We start from the raw sequence: 16,431 nt of genomic DNA on the forward strand, positions 1-16,431 counted from the left end.
TCCACACTACATAGGCTCTGCCTTGCCTAAACACCAAACAGACTGCTGCAAATTTAACCTCGAAAGGTAAACAGGCCCTAAAATTTATTACACAAAATCAACTCCTTATTCTAAACCTGTTGATAACATTAATTAAATGCATCGCATGATAGACACACCAGACGATAATTATTGTCACAATTGAGCAAATAAGTACTTTTTATTTATTTGCAATTCCAGTAGATTGTCAGCGCCGTCAAAAAATAGAGAAGTACAACAATATGAGCGCAGTTAGAGGTGAGTTTAGCTCTCGCTTTGGATTTATAATGGCCGCCGCAGGCTCTGCAGTAGGTTTAGGTAATATTTGGGGTTTCCCTACCCAAACAGCAAGTAATGGTGGTGCCGCTTTTTTAGTCGCTTATTTGGTACTCGCGTTCTTTTTAGCATACCCCGCACTTATGGCTGAGCTTATAATTGGCCGCCACGGACAAGCTAATGCGGTGTCTTCTTTAACAAAAATAACATCACACGCGTGGCAAAAGCGCTTTGCTTTTATCGTGGGTTTTGGCGGGATTTTATGTGCGGGCTTTATTTTAAGTTTTTATGCCATTGTGGCAGGCTGGATGCTCAGCGCAACAATCGAGCCTATCACTACATTAGCTGGTGCAAACCAAGCTTCAGCGTGGTTAAGTGAGCAGTCACTTACACGAAACATCATTTTTACAGTGGTATTTATTATACTCACCGTGGCTATTATTAGTCGTGGCGTAGAAAACGGCATAGAAAAATGGTCTAAGCGTCTGATGCCTGCGCTTTTAGGTATTTTATTTGCCTTAATTGCCTACGTTATGACCCAAGAAGGTGCCATGCAAGGGCTTAAAGCCTATTTAGTGCCTGATTTTTCATCTATATTTGATGCAAATTTACTCGTAAGTGCACTCGGGCAAGCGTTTTTCTCTTTGTCATTAGGCACCAGTGTGATGATTATTTATGGCTCTTACATAAGTAAAAAAGAAAACCTAGTCACGCTAGGCGCATATGTAACCTTAATAGATGTGTTTATCGCGTTTGTAGCGGGCCTTTTAATTATACCTGCCATGTATGTCGCACAAGCTCAAGGCGTAGAAATTTTTTCATCTACAGGCAAACTTCTCTCTGAAGACACACTGGTGTTTCAAGTGCTACCAGCATTGTTTGATGGTATGGGCTCTGTGGGTTTATTTATAGGCTTTGCATTTTTTGCCCTAATGAGTATAGCCGCACTTACCTCCTCTATTTCAATGTTAGAGGCGCCGGTATCGTATACTGTGGAGCGCTTTGCAATGAGCCGCCTGCAGGCTACATGGTTAATTGGCGCGCTAATAAGCGCAGTGAGCATTACCATAGTATGTAACTTAGGAAGCTTATTTGGTTTAGTGATCACCCTAACAACTAAAGTTGCTCAGCCTTTACTTGGCTTAATGTGTTGTATTTTTGTTGGCTGGATTTGGTACCGTGGCTCACTACTAAAAGCAATACAGCAAGGTAACCCTGAGGTTCATAACACACTATTTTGGAAAGTATGGCCTGTATACACTAAGTTTGTGTGCCCTATAGCTATTGGTGCTGTGTTTTTACATTCGGTGTTAAGTTAAAACGTTATTTTTAACTAACCCGAGTTCAGGTTAAGTTCTAAATTAAGTAAAGCCCACGCGTTAAGTGGGCTTTTTAATAGCTTAAATTTACTCGTAATAAATTAGCTTAGTGTATTTAACACCATATCTTGATGAGGGATGCCATCTTCTAGGTATTGCTCCCCTACTTCTGTAAAGCCAAAAGAGCGATAAAATGCTAATAAATAGGTTTGTGCGCCTATATAAATATGACGCTGTGGCCACTGCTTTTTACAACATGCTATGGCCGCATTTACAAGCTCAGTAGCCCGCCCTTTACCTCGCTCACTTTTGCAAACCAGTACACGGCCTATTGCACTGTACTGCTCGTTTTTTTCATAGCAGCGGGCATAAGCTAATAAACTATTATCTGCAATTGCATATAAATGCTGAGTACTAGGGTTAAAGTCTACTTCATCAAGCTCAGGGTAAGGGCATGTTTGCTCTACTACAAATACATCAACACGACCTCGCATTATCGTAAATAAAGTACGCGTATCAAGCGCATCAAAATGCGCACATTTAAACGACATATAAAATCCTAAAATAAAAAACCCAGCCTAAGCTGGGTTTAGTTAAATTACGCATCACTTAGGCAAACAAACGCTCTAATTGGTCGCACAACTGCGATAAATTCACATGGTCGTGCTCTATGGTTAAATCAACATAACCATCGCCTCTAAATGCTCTATCCAGCTCAATTAAAACATGCGTTTTGTGTGCTTCTGGTACAAACGATAATTCAATTTCTTGAATACCAAATAAGCTGCGGCTATTAGGCTTGTACTCTAACTCTTGATAACACCCCGATACCGACTGAAAAGTAGGCGCACGTAAATGGCCTTTTTCAACATCAGCTTTTAATAAACTAAACCCTAATTTATCCATTGCTTGCATACAGGTTTTAACAGCTTCGTTAGGGTAAATATGCAAGTGGTCTTTATCTGTTGGGTCTAGTGCTAAATCAATATCAAGGCCTGTTTCAATCCATACATGTGATTGGTTGTAACCGGCATTAATTTCAGTAATTGGCGTTTCTGGATGAAGGCGCGCTTCAAATGGAATACTTTTAACTTCACCTGGCTCAATGGTGCCTATGTCGGTTATACGCCACTGATCAATTACGTGATTAGTAAAGTACTCACCTTCTTCGCCATCAACTTTAACGCGAGTCATTAAAAACAAATCAAGGCCAGCAATTTCTTGAGCCACATCGCCTGCAGTTATAACGATATTAGCGTTAAAAAGTTGCCCTGGCTGAAGATGCTCAGTTTCTAAAATTGTATCTACTTTTGCAGCGCCAATACCTACCGACGCTAAAATCTTTTTAAACATATCTATCTCCTTAAGCTGAGCGGCTCAGTTTGTTGCTCAAGCTTAAACTCCTTCGTTAAAGCATCTTAACCATATTTAAAAGCCAATGTCAGTGAAAAAATGTTATTTACATGCTATTTACGATTAAATACGTGTTTAATGTGCATTTTTTATACGTAGCTGGGCAAGTAATTGATTAAACGCGCTCATTTTTAGGGCTATTTTTATTTTCAATGGTATAAAATTTTCGCTACACTGCAATCCCAAATGAAGTGATATTAAGAATTATGGAACTAATCTATTTTGCCGCCGCGTTTGTTTGTGGCTTTGGTGTTTATCAATTAAAACTTCCTCCCCTTATTGGCTTTTTACTTGCCGGTTTTGCATTAAATTTATCAGGCTATAAAAGCACCGAATTACTCGATACCATTGCGGCACTGGGTGTAACACTTCTTTTATTTAGTATTGGCTTAAAACTTAAAGTAAACAGCTTAATCAAGCCCCAAGTATGGGCACCCGCTACCCTACACATTATTTTTAGCAGTGCATTATTTAGTGGCTTTATGTTACTGCTAGGTATTTTTGCTGTGCCTATGTTTGTTGATTTAAGCTGGCAAAGTGCCTTATTAGTTGGGTTTGCGCTAAGCTTTTCAAGCACTGTATTTGCGGTAAAAGTACTTGAAGAGCGCGGTGAAATGGCAAGCCTACACGGAAAAATAGCCATTGGCATTTTAGTTATGCAGGATATTTTTGCGGTTATATTTTTAGCCATTAGCACCGGCAAAGTACCTAATATGTGGGCTCTTGCTTTAATTATTGCACTCCCTTTAGTGCGCCCACTTATGTATGCAGTGCTTAACCGCTCTAAACATGGTGAGCTATTGCCGTTATTTGGCTTTTTCTTTGCGTTGGTAGCCGGTTATAACGCTTTTGATTTTGCAGGTTTAAAGGGCGATTTAGGCGCGCTCATTATGGGGATGATGTTTGCGCCACATAAAAAGGCGGGAGAGCTTTCAAAGTCGCTGCTTAATTTAAAAGATATTTTGCTGGTCGGTTTTTTCTTAAGCATTGGTTTAAACGCAGAGCTTACAGCGAATTCATTAATTGTAGCGTTAATCCTTATATTTGTTCTGCCAGTTAAAACCTTACTTTATTATGTGTTTACGAATACCTTTAAGCTCAGAGCGCGCACCTCGTTACTCACTGCATTTAGCCTTGCTAATTTTAGTGAGTTTGGCCTTATTGTGTGTGCTGTGGCAGTCTCTACAGGCATGATCACCTCAGAGTGGCTGGCGGTAATGGCTATTGCGGTGTCTATTACCTTTGTTATTGCATCGCCTCTTAATAAACGCTCAAACGAGTTATACGTAAAAATTGAGCGCTGGCTATTAAAATTCGAAAGCAAAACCCGCTTAGCTGAAGAGTTACCCGTTAATTTAAACGACACTAAAATCGTTATATTTGGTATGGGCCGCATAGGTACAGGTGCTTACGAAACAATAAATGCGACTCACCCTAATGTAGTGGCGGGCATTGATATAAAACCAGAGGTGGTAGAAAAACATATTAAACGCAATCGAAAGGTACTCCTTGCCGATGCCACCGACCCTGACTTTTGGCAGCGCGTTAACCACTCTCATGTTGAAATGGTCATGTTAGCTATGCCAAAGCATATGCAAAATATTTTTGCACTAGAGCAATTACAAGCCTCAGGCTATAACGGCCAAGTAACAGCTATCGCCAATTACCCTGATCAACAAAAAGAGCTTGAACAAATGGGCGTAAACTCGACCTATAACTTTTATTTAGAAGCAGGAAGTGGTTTTGCCGAGCACGTAAAGCAAGAGTTATTCGAAAAATAGCACTTTTATACTTAATAATAAAAACAACCAAATGAAAACGCCTTATTTTTAATAAGGCTTTTTTATTAGTTTTAGTTTAAAAACTCATTTTATTTACATTCCTTTACATTACTTCTCTCTATCTGTAAAAAAAACAGATAAACTACCGGTGTTGTTTAAATAAACGCCTTCGCACCTGTGTCACATAATTAGACTCCAGCTAATTAATGCAAGGTAAGCATTTATTTATCAACACAAATTTATTCAATCAGAGGGCCTACTCCCTCGTTCAATAGGCTGTTTCTTGCCCGTCACAGCCTATTTTATTTCTGTTTACTTGCCCGCTTACCCAGCCACTATTTAATGCGTTTATTATTAATAAGCAGTAGTATTACTATTATACGTTTTATCAATTACTGACTTATTATGGATACAGCCGAACTCAAGCTCGCCATTAATACAATTATGCCCTTTGGGAAATACGCAGGCAGACCTTTATTGCTTTTGCCAGAGCCCTACCTAGTGTGGTTTAAACAGCAAGGGTTTCCAGAAAGTAAACTCGGGGCGCAGCTTGCAATGATGTACGAGGTTAAATTAAATGGGCTTGAGCAAATGCTGATGCCCCTACTTAAAAAAAATGAAAAATAATTGAGAACTTTTTCCACGTAGCCGGGTCTACTATTTTGCTACTTGTTGATTTTGGTTTTTAACCACAAAAAGCGCCTTAGGCGCTTTTTTTATGTCTGGCGTTTTTAGATGAATTGCTTTTATACCAATCCGCATAATAAAGTGATCTATTTTGAGGATGGAAAAACGTGTTGATAGCTAGGCAAAAAATTTGCTATTTAGTTGTTCTCGGCAATTGCTCCTGCATTGCTCTACCTTCTGCATCCATGCAATCGTAAATGAGAATTTTTAACGTAGGTAGCGACACATTTGGCCCCACAAAATGATTAAATATTATTTTGGATAGGTATTAGGTAAGGTAACTATAAACTTAGCACCACCAAGCGATGAGTCAGTGATTGAATAGTGCCCTTTATGCCACGATACAATTTTTGCCACTATTGCTAAGCCTAAACCAAAGCCCCCTGTGCTTTTATCACGGCTTTTATCTAAACGAGTAAAGGGTTTAAATACGCTTTCTCTGTCGCTTTTTAAAATACCTTCTCCGTCATCTTCCACAATAAAGTAAATTGCATCACCCTGCGCTTTGAGTGTGACATCAACACGACTAACAGCGTACTTTAACGCATTGCCCACCAGGTTTTGCATTACACGCGCAATAAAGTGCGCATCACACTTGTACACTAGAGCCTGTGGTAACACCGCATTAAACTCTATGCCGCTTGCAAAATTTAGCTTATTAATGACCGATTGTGTCAAAGCAGCCAAATCAACGTCGCTTCTAGCTAAGCTTGGTTGCTGCGAATCAAGCCGAGCATATTCAAGCATTTCACACACAAGCGCTTCAAGTTCGCTTATATCTGCCTGCATATTAGTTAGGTAATGTTGCCCTTTTTCCGATTGCAGTGTTTCTTCTAACATGGCTATACCAAATTTTAATCGTGCAAGGGGCGTTCTAAATTCATGAGATACAGAGGAGGTCAGTTCTTGTTGCGCACTAAGAAGATGCTCTATGCGCTGCTGCATTACTTTTAGAGTATCAGTAACGGGTAAAAAAAACGATTTAGAAGGACTGCTTAAGTTAAAGTCTTGCGAGCCATCTACCGCTTCGCACGCATGGCTTAATTTAGAAAAATCACGCCATAGTAAAAAGCTCCACAGCCCCACAGGTAACCCTACAATAGCCAGTAACATTAAATACGGAATAACAGAGCTTTCAGGTGCTTTTATAACGCCTACAGGACCAATTTGAAGTAGTTTGTTATCACCAAGCTCAACATACCACACTATGCGCTGCTTTTTATCATACAGATACAGGTAATGGTTTTTATCTAATGAGGCTTGCTCCTTAAGGGGTAAAATAAGATCTTTGCGGGCAATAACTTGGCTTTCAAAGCTGTGTTTTAGCTTATCTAGACCATCATCGGTTTGCGATAATAACCAAAGTGCTTGGCCAAACTCATCATCTAACAGCACTTGCTGCTGCGTCTCTTCGTAAGGCCAAATTTGTTCTATAACACCACTAACAATAAATAAAGAAACAATGATATAAACATATAAACTTATAAATAGTTTGCCCATTATTCCTTATTTACCTTCATATATTATTTTTCCCAGGCGTCTGATACAAACAAGTAACCTTGCCCCCACACGGTTTTTATACGGTAAGGTTTATCGCTGTTATCACCTAGCTTTTTACGAATTCGTGACACGCGTACATCAACGGTACGGTCAAGCCCATCGTATTGACGACCAATCATATGTTGATGAACATGTTCACGGCTTAGTACTTCGCCTGCATTTGAGGCAAGTAGCCATAGTAGCTCAAACTCATGGGATGTAAGTACTATTTCGTTTTCGTTTAATTTAACAATTCGGCTGGTTTTATCAATGACTAAATCACCAAACTGAATCTCTTCTGCGGCCTTAACCACGGGTTGCCCGCGACGCAGTAATGCATTTACACGCGCCAGTAAAACACGCGGTTCTGCAGGTTTTACCACATAGTCATCTGCGCCAAGCTCTAAGCCAATCACCTGGTCAAAGTCTTCACCTTTTGCAGTAAGCATTAAAATTGGCAACGAAAACTTATCACGTACTTGTCGACATACGCTAAAGCCATCTTTACCTGGCAACATAATATCTAAAATCATTAAATCAGCAGCGTTATTCTCAAGATAACTAAATACTTCATCACCACGGCTTAATACGTCTACTTCTAAGCCATTATGTTCAAGATAATCTTTTGTTAGTTGTTGTAAACCTAGGTCATCTTCAACAAGTAAAATTTTTGGCATGAGTTGCTCCTAAATTAAAAATAGCTCCATGGAGAGCGAAGCCTGCGCCTACTTTTTTTAGCATCAGCACTTTGCACTTCAACGTGTGTTTTAGCAATTAACACACCGGTATGAGGATTGATTAAGGAGTATATGGTCTCTACCTGAACACGCGCTTTATACTCAAACTCACCAACAGCCTGCTGTTGCCAGCATTTAATCAGTTTGTTTTGTTGGTACAGGCATGCATCGCTTGGCGATGGTTGCTGCCAATTAAACTTTAAATCGAGATCGCAAAACGCTTGCTGCTCAGAAACAACACACACTTTGGGAGAGACCTTTAAAGACGCATTTTGCGCTACAACGGGAGGGCTAAACAGAAAAACTGTAAGCACAATCAACATTAAATACTTCATATTAAAAAGTATGATCGAATCCTATAAAAGCAGTCATTGAATAGTTACGTTCAAAAAGCGGACTGCCATCCATAGCTGAATAGTCGTAATATGCTACATGAAAACGAAGACTGTTAGCCTCACTCAATGGCCAACTGGCGTCGATTTTAGCATAAGGTTGCCAGCTACTACCAACGTCAATTTTACCTAATGAGGTTTCGTGTGCTTTTAAACCATAATAGTAGCTGTTTAATTCAGCTGATTTATAGTTAACCCCAAGCGTTGGCTTTAACTTTAAACGCCCTACTTCACTGTGGTACTGCCATTGTATAGCGCCTCGAGTACCGTTATAAACATTACTTATATCGTGTAATAACTGTATCGATAGCACATGGTTTTGCTGCACATAATGATAGCTTCCCCCGGCATCTAGGGCTAAATGGCGATTATCAATATTATCGATATTTATTTTTTTAGGCTGGGGATTATTTTGCGCTAATGCAGAAGCACCTGCGGTTGCTGGTAAAACAAAGAGGTTATTAGGATGCCAATCAATAAAAAAGCGTGACTCTGCGTTAAGTTCTGAAACGATATTAAAATAATGCTTTTGATTTTCTTTAAGTGTGTAGCCAAGGCGACCATTATCGAAAAACCAACGCTCGCCATAAAAAGCAATTCGCGGGATCACAGGGAGCGGGACGTTTTTTCCGCCATGCAGAGGGTTGGTAATAACACCCGCGCCGGCACTTAGATTTACATGCCACTTCTTAACAGTAATATGTTGCTGCGCATACTCTTGTTCGTTGTAGGCCTGCGAAGCTGTGCTAGGCACGCAAATAAGACACACCACAAAGCAAAAAATGTAAATAAAAGTATTGAGCCGCATTAACCTAATCTAAATGAGTAAAATAAGTAAGTGACCCATACTAGCAAGGTAAGCACAAATGTGCGCCACCTGGTTACAATCATTCACAATTTTTATACATGCGTATCACATTTAAATGTCAGGGGCTATTTCAATACGGTTGCGACCATGTGTTTTAGCTATATATAAAGCTCGGTCGGCGCGCTCAATAAGTACCGAACCTTTCGTGAATGGACGTAAAATAGCGAGCCCAAAACTTGCAGAAATTGCACGTTTAGAATTTACATCGTCTTTTTTACGGATAGTTAATGAGGCAATATCTAAACGAATTTTATCAGCAAACACCATAATCTCGTTGATGCTGTCAAAATACCCGGTAATACAAAACTCCTCACCACCATAGCGGTAAACATTCAGGCTATCGGAAATATTTTGCGAAACTTTTTTGGCTACTAATTTAAGTACTTCATCGCCTTTTTGATGACCAAAATCGTCGTTAAAACGCTTAAAGTGATCAATATCAAACATGATTAGTACCGCCAATACGCTCTCGTCAGCTTGCTCTGAATAGGTTTGACAAAACTGCTGAATATCATCATCAAACTTTCTTCTATTAAAAAAGCCTGTCAGGGGGTCTGTATCAGCTGCTTCTTGAGAAAGGTTAAGTGCTTCTTTTAAATCTTTAATTTCGTTATAGGCTACCGCAAGCTTAGTTTGAAATTCTCGCGCATAGTCTTGCATAGCCACCGACTCATCGGTTAAGCGTTCAACACAACCGAGTATTTCGTTAAACGAATTTACATTAGCTAAACTTGCCAACTCATTTTGAGAATCTACCAACGACGTGGTAAAGCTTTTAGAATGATCGAGGGTAACGCTTATATCATGCTGTACTTGCTCCATAGTGCCATGGAAGCGATCTGCCATTTCTTGAAAAAACACTAAGTCATCTTCGCTTAAATGCTTATCAAAAATTTCTTTTGCTTTATTTTGAGTACATGTTTGTTGCTCAGCAATGACGTGATCAAGCTCAGCATTTAATGCTGGCTTACTGCCTTGCACATAGCAATACCAAATAGCGTAATTGATAGGCGTTACCGGCATTCGGTATTTTACCATCAGGGGAATTGCTTTTTTTAAACATTGAGCAGAATGAGCGAGCGATACAGCATGATCCATAATTATTATAAACTCTCGTGCGTCATTATTTTTTATTATTAAGCTTTCATGTTAAGTAATAGTAAACTCATACGCAACTGTTAATCATACTATTTACTGAATTATATTAATCGTTAAAAGCTTAAATAACATTTGCGCCTAAAGTTTGTGCAATATTCCATAATGCACTGATTGCTGGGTCGTTAAGCTCTTTTTTTAGCACCGCCAAACCAATATCAAACCCTTCTGGCTGGTAATTTTCACTGGGCAGTACGTGTACCTTGTCTTGTAGCGGACTATTATCTAGCACTATTTTGGGAACCATGGCGACACCTAATCCTAGGCTCACCATAGACACCATAGCTTCGTGCCCTGCTACTTGTGCATAAATTTTTCCATGCACATTATTTTTCCGCCACCACTGCTCTAACCGCTGCCTAGAAAAACCTTGCTCAGGTACAATAAACTCCAGTTCTGACCAATCAATATGTGGGGCGTTTTTCGCTATTTTTTCGCTGATCGGGCATTGAATTTTAGGTCCAATAAGAACCAGTGGAGAGTGGCCTATATTAACAAAAGCAATTTGGGCAGGCAGTTTACTTGGCCGTGCAGCAATAGCCATTGATTCATGGGCATCCAGCACTCGGTTTATTGCCAACGCCGGATCGCCGGTATTTAGCGTTATTTCTATATGCTGATGCTGCGCGCGGAGTTGTTCTAATATTTGATGCAAAAAACTATACGAGGCGGTGACTGAGCAATAAATACTCACATTACCGTAAATATGCTGGGTTGGGTCTTTCACATTCGCTTTAAAGCGCTGCCAATTAGCCAGTGTAGAGGTGGCGTAATCAATAAACGACTCCCCTTCTTTAGTTAATTTTACACTTCGGTTATCGCGTATAAATAAAGCAACGCCGACCTCATCTTCAAGCTGCTTAATATTGCGACTTAATGTAGGTGCACTTATATGGCACAGCTCGCTCGCACGGGCAAAATGGAGCGTTTTAGCTAACGCTAAAAAGTAATTTAAATGCTTATGATCCATTATATGCCTCTACGTTTCATTTTTTGAAATACTTTAGTGCAAATATATCATTTTACGCAAGCAAAGTTTTTTTTTATGGTGTGTTTAAGCAAAGCAAATACGCTTTGCATCTAACAAACACGAATTATAGGACACTAACATGGCGAATTATTTTAATACCTTACCTTTACGCGAGCAGTTAGCTCAATTAGCGCAATGTGAATTTATGGACCCAAGTGAATTTACCGAGGGTGTTGATGCACTTAAAGGTAAAAAGCTGGTTATTGTTGGCTGTGGCGCACAAGGTCTTAACCAAGGTTTAAACTTACGTGACTCAGGCCTAGATGTATCGTACACGTTACGTCAATCAGCAATTGATGAGCGTCGTCAGTCATACTTAAATGCATCTGAAAACGGTTTTACTGTAGGCACCTACGAAGAGCTAATTCCGAGCGCTGACGTAGTATTAAACCTAACACCAGATAAGCAACATACGGCCGTTGTAACTGCCATTATGCCTTTAATGAAACAAGGCTCTACACTTGCTTACTCGCACGGTTTTAATATTGTTGAAGAAGGCATGCAAATTCGTGAAGACATTACGGTAATCATGGTTGCTCCTAAGTGTCCTGGTTCTGAAGTGCGCGAAGAATACAAACGCGGCTTTGGTGTACCTACTCTTATTGCTGTTCACCCAGAAAACGACCCACAAGGTCACGGCTTAGCACAAGCTAAAGCCTACGCTGCGGGTACCGGTGGTCATCGTGCCGGTGTACTTAAGTCATCGTTTATCGCTGAAGTTAAATCAGACTTAATGGGCGAGCAAACAATTCTTTGTGGCATGTTACAAACCGGTTCAATTTTATGTTTTGATAAAATGATTGAAAAAGGCATTGATGCGGGTTACGCATCAAAACTAATTCAATACGGCTGGGAAGTAATTACCGAAGCCCTTAAATACGGCGGCGTTACTAACATGCTTGACCGTTTATCAAACCCTGCAAAAGTAAAAGCGTTTGAACTAAGCGAAGAACTTAAAGTTATTATGCGCCCGCTTTATAACAAGCACCAAGATGACATTATCGACGGTACTTTCTCACGCGTAATGATGGAAGATTGGGCAAACGACGATGCAAACTTACTAAAATGGCGTGCAGAAACTGCCGAAACTAACTTTGAAAAAACCCCTGCTGGTGATGTAGAAATCTCTGAGCAAGAGTTTTTCGATAACGGTATTTTAATGGTTGCTATGGTTAAAGCGGGCGTTGAGCTTGCATTTGAAACCATGACTGCAGCGGGCATTATTGACGAGTCGGCTTATTATGAGTCTTTACACGAAACACCGTTAATTGCCAACACAATAGCACGTAAAAAGTTATTCGAAATGAACCGTACTATTTCTGATACTGCAGAATACGGCTGTTACTTATACAACCATGCGTGTTTACCATTATTGGCCGATTTTATGAAAAACATCGACACCGATGTTATTGGTAAAGGCTTAAATGAGCAAAGTAACCAAGTAGATAACCAAACATTGATTCAAATTAACACTGCACTACGTGAGCACCCTGTTGAAATTGTTGGCGCTAGACTACGCGGCTACATGTCAGCTATGAAGAAAATTGTATAACTAGTTTCGCTTGTTAGAAACCAAGCCCACATGCATACGCTGTGGGCTTTTTCGTGCTAGTAATAATAAAAAGCGAGTATACCCTTTTAGATATATTGCAATAATTAGCGCTTAATTAATAATGTGCTAACATGGCTATCTACCTAGTTGTAAAGTTAAATAATATGACGATAAAAAACCTAACTATCACTCAAAAAATCACCATTTTAGGCAGTACCATTGCAATCTGTGTCGCTGCATTAATTGGTTTAACGTCTTTATATAGCTCTGAAGATATTATAGAACGACGTATGATTGAATCTGAGCTACCCAGCAAATTACACAGTATTAGTAATCAAATTGGTGGCGAAATAAACGAACTACTAGGTGCTGCACAGCAACTATCATCAAATGAATTTATCTTAGAGTGGGCGCGCTCAAATAACCAAGACGACACACTACTGCTTAAAGAATTAAACCGCGTAGCAAAGCAGTTTGATTTAGCAACGGCGTCGTGGGCTAACCGTGATACAGCACAATATTGGAACCAACACGGATTTTTACGCGTGCTTAAAAACGACGCGGCTGATGGGTGGTTTTTTGGCTTTACCAACTCAAATAATCCGTACTCAATCAGTATTTATCAAGAATCCCCGACTGATGTAAAAATGTTTGTAAATCATCAACAAACAAATGGGCTTGGGTTAGCGGGGCTTGCAAAAAGCATCACCGACATGCAAAAGCTATTACAACAATTTAAAATTGAGCAAACAGGCTTTGTGTTTATTGCAGATAAAAGCGGCTTAATTCAGTTACATAAAGATGCAAATAAAGTGGCTAAAGTAAACATAGACACACTTTATGGCAGTAATGTTCATAGTACTTTATATAACCCCTCTGGTTTTGCAATTACAGAATTATCACTTAATAACGAAGCCACATTTTTAGCAGCCATGCCAATAGCCAATACCGACTTATACGTATTAGCCCAAGTACCTAAAAGTGAGGTGTTTGCGACTGTAGGTACATTGGAGTGGCAAATATTTACCTTTACGCTAGTGATAGCCCTCGTTGCTAGCATGCTAAGTTACTTGTTAGCACGTTCTTTAGCGTCACCGCTTTCGGATATGGCCGAGCTGTTCTCACGTTTAGGATCAGGCGATGCTAATTTAGCGTACCGTTTGCCAGAGTCTAATCAGCCAGAGCTAAACAATTTAAGCCATGGCTTTAACCAGTTTATTCATAAAATTGAAACTGCCATAAAGCAAGTCGCCAACGAAAGTACAGAAATACGCCAAAGTTCTAATCATGTATTTGAACAAGCAAAAAACAACTCGCAGTCTATTGATAATCAAAAAGAGCAAACCATTTCGGTAGCTGCAGCCATTAACGAAATGGGCGCAACTGTACAAGAAATAGCACAAAGTGCGGCTAATGCAGCCAAGTTAACGCAAAGCAGTCAAGAAAACACCAGCCAAAGCCATCAGCAAGTACTGCAAAGCCAAGCTACAATTTCAGCGCTTGCCACTGATATTGACGGCATTACCGAGCAAGTAACACTGCTTTCTAAAAAAACAATTGATATAGCGAGTATTGTTGACTCTATTCGCGGCATTTCAGAGCAAACTAATTTACTGGCCTTAAACGCAGCCATCGAATCGGCACGGGCTGGTGAGCATGGTAGAGGCTTTGCAGTGGTGGCCGATGAAGTACGCGCGCTTGCTAATCGTACCTCGCAATCAACCACCGAAATTCAGTCAATGATTGAAGAGCTAACCACTATTTCTGAAGATGTAGTAAACGATATTAGTCAATCTAAGCAAAAAGCCCAACAAAGCGTAGGCGCAATGCAAAGCTCTGTTGAATTGCTTGATGCGATAAGCGAAACAGCAAATCAAATAAACGACATGGCTACTTTAATTGCCACCGCAACTGAGCAGCAAAGTAACGTGGTTGCTGATGTAGGACGTAATATTGAGCAAATAAGTGAAATTAGTGACCGTGCTATGAATGAGCAAATAAACACCGAGCAAGCAATTCGCGATTTAGCAAATAGCGCTCAAGCCCTTGATGCACTCGTAGCCACCTTTGAAAAACACCACTAAACACGTTTTGTAACACTTTAATAAACCACCTGCGCATATTGCATCTACACTTATAGATGTAATATGTTGGAGGTGGTTTATGAACATATCTTGTTTTAACGCATTATTACTAAGTAGTTGCTTATATTTAAGCGCATGTAACACCACGGTGCGTGAACCGCCGCCGCTTGCCCTAGCAAACCATCCAACATTTAACCGTATTAACGTTGAAACCGAGCAAGACATATTTAAGCTCGACAAAACAATCACTTCCCAACTTGATGCCCACTTAACCAGTAAGCGCAGCGCGCATTACTTAGCGAACAGTATTTTAAGTTTTTTATTAAAAAACGGCGATAACTCGTTAACCTATCAAAGTGGTGCCACATTGAGTGCATCGCAAACCTACGCTAATTTAAATGCTAATTGCCTGTCGTTATCGATATTAGCGTATAGCTTAGCCGATTATTTAGGTATAAAAGCGCGCTTTCAAAAGGTTCATATTCCTGAATATTGGGCAATGAATAAAGGGGTTAATTTACTGACAGGGCATATTAATTTATCAATTGACAATGCGCTTATGCAAACAATACCAGCCACAATGGTTTATCAACGTGATAAACAGTTAACCATAGACTTCGACCCGAATATAAGAAAACAACGCTTTAAAACCAGCCCAATAAGCAAAGAGTTTGTTACGGCTATGTTTTATAACAATAAAGGCGCTCAAGCGTTAGTAAATAAAAATTATAATTTAGCTTATAGCTACTTTAGTGCCGCCGTTGAAGCCGCCCCATTATACAGTGGTGGCTGGGGAAATTTAGGTATTGTATTTAGGCAGCTTAATTATTTAAAAGAAGCTGAACAGGCATATAACTATGCATTATTGCTTGATAAAAATAACCATACTGCCATAGGTAATCTCGCTGTGCTGTACACCTTAAGTAACCGCGCTAAACAAGGTCAGCAAATGCTAAAACAGCTCAATAAAAAGCGCCAAGCTAACCCGTATTACCATATATCATTGGGTAATAGTGAACTGGTACTTAAAAATTACTCCCAAGCGATTAAGCATTTTAAAAGCGCTTATAAAATTGACGCTAAGTTACACGAAAGCCACTTTGGCCTTGCGCGAGCATATTATTTTACCGGCAATATAAAGCAGGCAACACATTATATGCGTTTAGCGGGTATAAACGCCGAGTTTAACTATGACAAAGCCCGCTATCGTAATAAATTAAAAGCATTAAAAAATGCCACAGCTTCACTTAGTCATTAGCTGTTGTACGTAGTGCTCTTTTTGGGCCCTACTTAATTTTTTAATTTGCCACTCTAACTTACTGGCTTCGCTTTTTGAGCCCACCTTTTGTTGATGAATTAAAACTAAAGGGCCTTTGCCTTTTAAGTTTTTTGCGCCTTTACCCGCTTGATGCGTGGCTAAGCGCTTATCAACATTTGTTGTTATACCTGTATACCAGTGGCCTAAACGCGTTTGCACTATATACAAATACCACGTTGAGGGTACTTTGTGTTCTTTGCTTATATTTATACTTAAACTTTTTTGTGTGTTTGTGGTCAAAACGTTGCCCTAACCCTCGTAA

15 protein-coding genes are annotated in these 16,431 nt (G+C 39.7%); 6 read left to right on the forward strand and 9 right to left on the reverse strand.

Annotated elements, in window-relative coordinates; translation table 11 throughout:
- The first annotated feature begins 260 nt into the window (after window positions 1-260).
- On the forward strand, window positions 261-1,613 hold the full coding sequence (locus tag PSH50_RS03880; protein WP_273586181.1) for a sodium-dependent transporter: 1,353 nt from the start codon (window positions 261-263) through the stop codon (window positions 1,611-1,613).
- Window positions 1,614-1,714: 101 nt separating this feature from the next.
- Here the strand turns inward: PSH50_RS03880 and PSH50_RS03885 are convergent, their stop codons facing one another.
- Together PSH50_RS03885 and PSH50_RS03890 are read right to left on the reverse strand one after the other, a co-directional pair.
- Entirely contained in the window at window positions 1,715-2,164 is a 450-nt protein-coding gene (locus tag PSH50_RS03885) for a GNAT family N-acetyltransferase (RefSeq protein ID WP_273586182.1), read from the reverse strand.
- A gap of 58 nt (window positions 2,165-2,222) precedes the next feature.
- Window positions 2,223-2,966, reverse strand: coding sequence for a sporulation protein (locus tag PSH50_RS03890; protein ID WP_029773443.1), 744 nt, complete (start codon window positions 2,964-2,966; stop codon window positions 2,223-2,225).
- Window positions 2,967-3,232: 266 nt separating this feature from the next.
- On the opposite strand from PSH50_RS03890, the gene PSH50_RS03895 reads away from it, so the two are divergent.
- A complete protein-coding gene (locus PSH50_RS03895) occupies window positions 3,233-4,807 on the forward strand; it encodes a cation:proton antiporter family protein (RefSeq protein ID WP_273609281.1) in 1,575 nt (524 codons plus the stop codon).
- A 405-nt stretch (window positions 4,808-5,212) separates the two neighbouring features.
- A complete protein-coding gene (locus PSH50_RS03900; RefSeq protein WP_004587357.1) occupies window positions 5,213-5,434 on the forward strand; it encodes a DUF3820 family protein in 222 nt (73 codons plus the stop codon).
- A gap of 312 nt (window positions 5,435-5,746) precedes the next feature.
- Here PSH50_RS03900 and PSH50_RS03905 read toward each other — a convergent pair whose 3' ends face one another.
- From PSH50_RS03905 to ilvY, 6 genes are all read right to left on the reverse strand, one after another.
- On the reverse strand, window positions 5,747-6,994 hold the full coding sequence (locus PSH50_RS03905) for an ATP-binding protein (protein ID WP_273586183.1): 1,248 nt from the start codon (window positions 6,992-6,994) through the stop codon (window positions 5,747-5,749).
- Between the two features lie 23 nt (window positions 6,995-7,017).
- A complete protein-coding gene (locus tag PSH50_RS03910; RefSeq protein ID WP_024031826.1) occupies window positions 7,018-7,710 on the reverse strand; it encodes a response regulator transcription factor in 693 nt (230 codons plus the stop codon).
- A 14-nt stretch (window positions 7,711-7,724) separates the two neighbouring features.
- The gene (locus PSH50_RS03915) at window positions 7,725-8,105 is read right to left on the reverse strand and encodes a DUF3019 domain-containing protein (RefSeq protein ID WP_024031825.1); all 381 of its coding nucleotides are present in this window, start codon (window positions 8,103-8,105) and stop codon (window positions 7,725-7,727) included.
- Between the two features lies 1 nt (window position 8,106).
- Window positions 8,107-8,916, reverse strand: coding sequence for a MipA/OmpV family protein (locus PSH50_RS03920; RefSeq protein ID WP_096042577.1), 810 nt, complete (start codon window positions 8,914-8,916; stop codon window positions 8,107-8,109).
- A 165-nt stretch (window positions 8,917-9,081) separates the two neighbouring features.
- Window positions 9,082-10,068: a GGDEF domain-containing protein gene (locus tag PSH50_RS03925; RefSeq protein ID WP_039972219.1), complete on the reverse strand. Its 987-nt coding sequence runs from the start codon at window positions 10,066-10,068 to the stop codon at window positions 9,082-9,084.
- A 181-nt stretch (window positions 10,069-10,249) separates the two neighbouring features.
- Complete coding sequence (gene ilvY, locus PSH50_RS03930) at window positions 10,250-11,155, reverse strand: HTH-type transcriptional activator IlvY (protein WP_121637162.1); 906 nt, start codon at window positions 11,153-11,155, stop codon at window positions 10,250-10,252.
- Between the two features lie 139 nt (window positions 11,156-11,294).
- On the opposite strand from ilvY, the gene ilvC reads away from it, so the two are divergent.
- From ilvC to PSH50_RS03945, 3 genes are all read left to right on the forward strand, one after another.
- Window positions 11,295-12,767, forward strand: coding sequence for a ketol-acid reductoisomerase (gene ilvC / locus PSH50_RS03935; protein ID WP_273586184.1), 1,473 nt, complete (start codon window positions 11,295-11,297; stop codon window positions 12,765-12,767).
- 164 nt (window positions 12,768-12,931) lie between these two features.
- On the forward strand, window positions 12,932-14,851 hold the full coding sequence (locus PSH50_RS03940) for a methyl-accepting chemotaxis protein (RefSeq protein ID WP_024031820.1): 1,920 nt from the start codon (window positions 12,932-12,934) through the stop codon (window positions 14,849-14,851).
- Window positions 14,852-14,930: 79 nt separating this feature from the next.
- Window positions 14,931-16,109: a tetratricopeptide repeat protein gene (locus PSH50_RS03945; RefSeq protein ID WP_121637161.1), complete on the forward strand. Its 1,179-nt coding sequence runs from the start codon at window positions 14,931-14,933 to the stop codon at window positions 16,107-16,109.
- Here PSH50_RS03945 and PSH50_RS03950 read toward each other — a convergent pair.
- On the reverse strand, window positions 16,095-16,409 hold the full coding sequence (locus PSH50_RS03950; RefSeq protein ID WP_273609282.1) for a GIY-YIG nuclease family protein: 315 nt from the start codon (window positions 16,407-16,409) through the stop codon (window positions 16,095-16,097). The genes PSH50_RS03945 and PSH50_RS03950 overlap by 15 nt on opposite strands.
- Window positions 16,410-16,431 lie beyond the last annotated feature (22 nt).

The sequence above is a fragment of the Pseudoalteromonas sp. Angola-7 genome, assembly GCF_028599255.1.
In the GTDB taxonomy this organism is placed as follows: Bacteria; Pseudomonadota; Gammaproteobacteria; order Enterobacterales; family Alteromonadaceae; genus Pseudoalteromonas; species Pseudoalteromonas atlantica.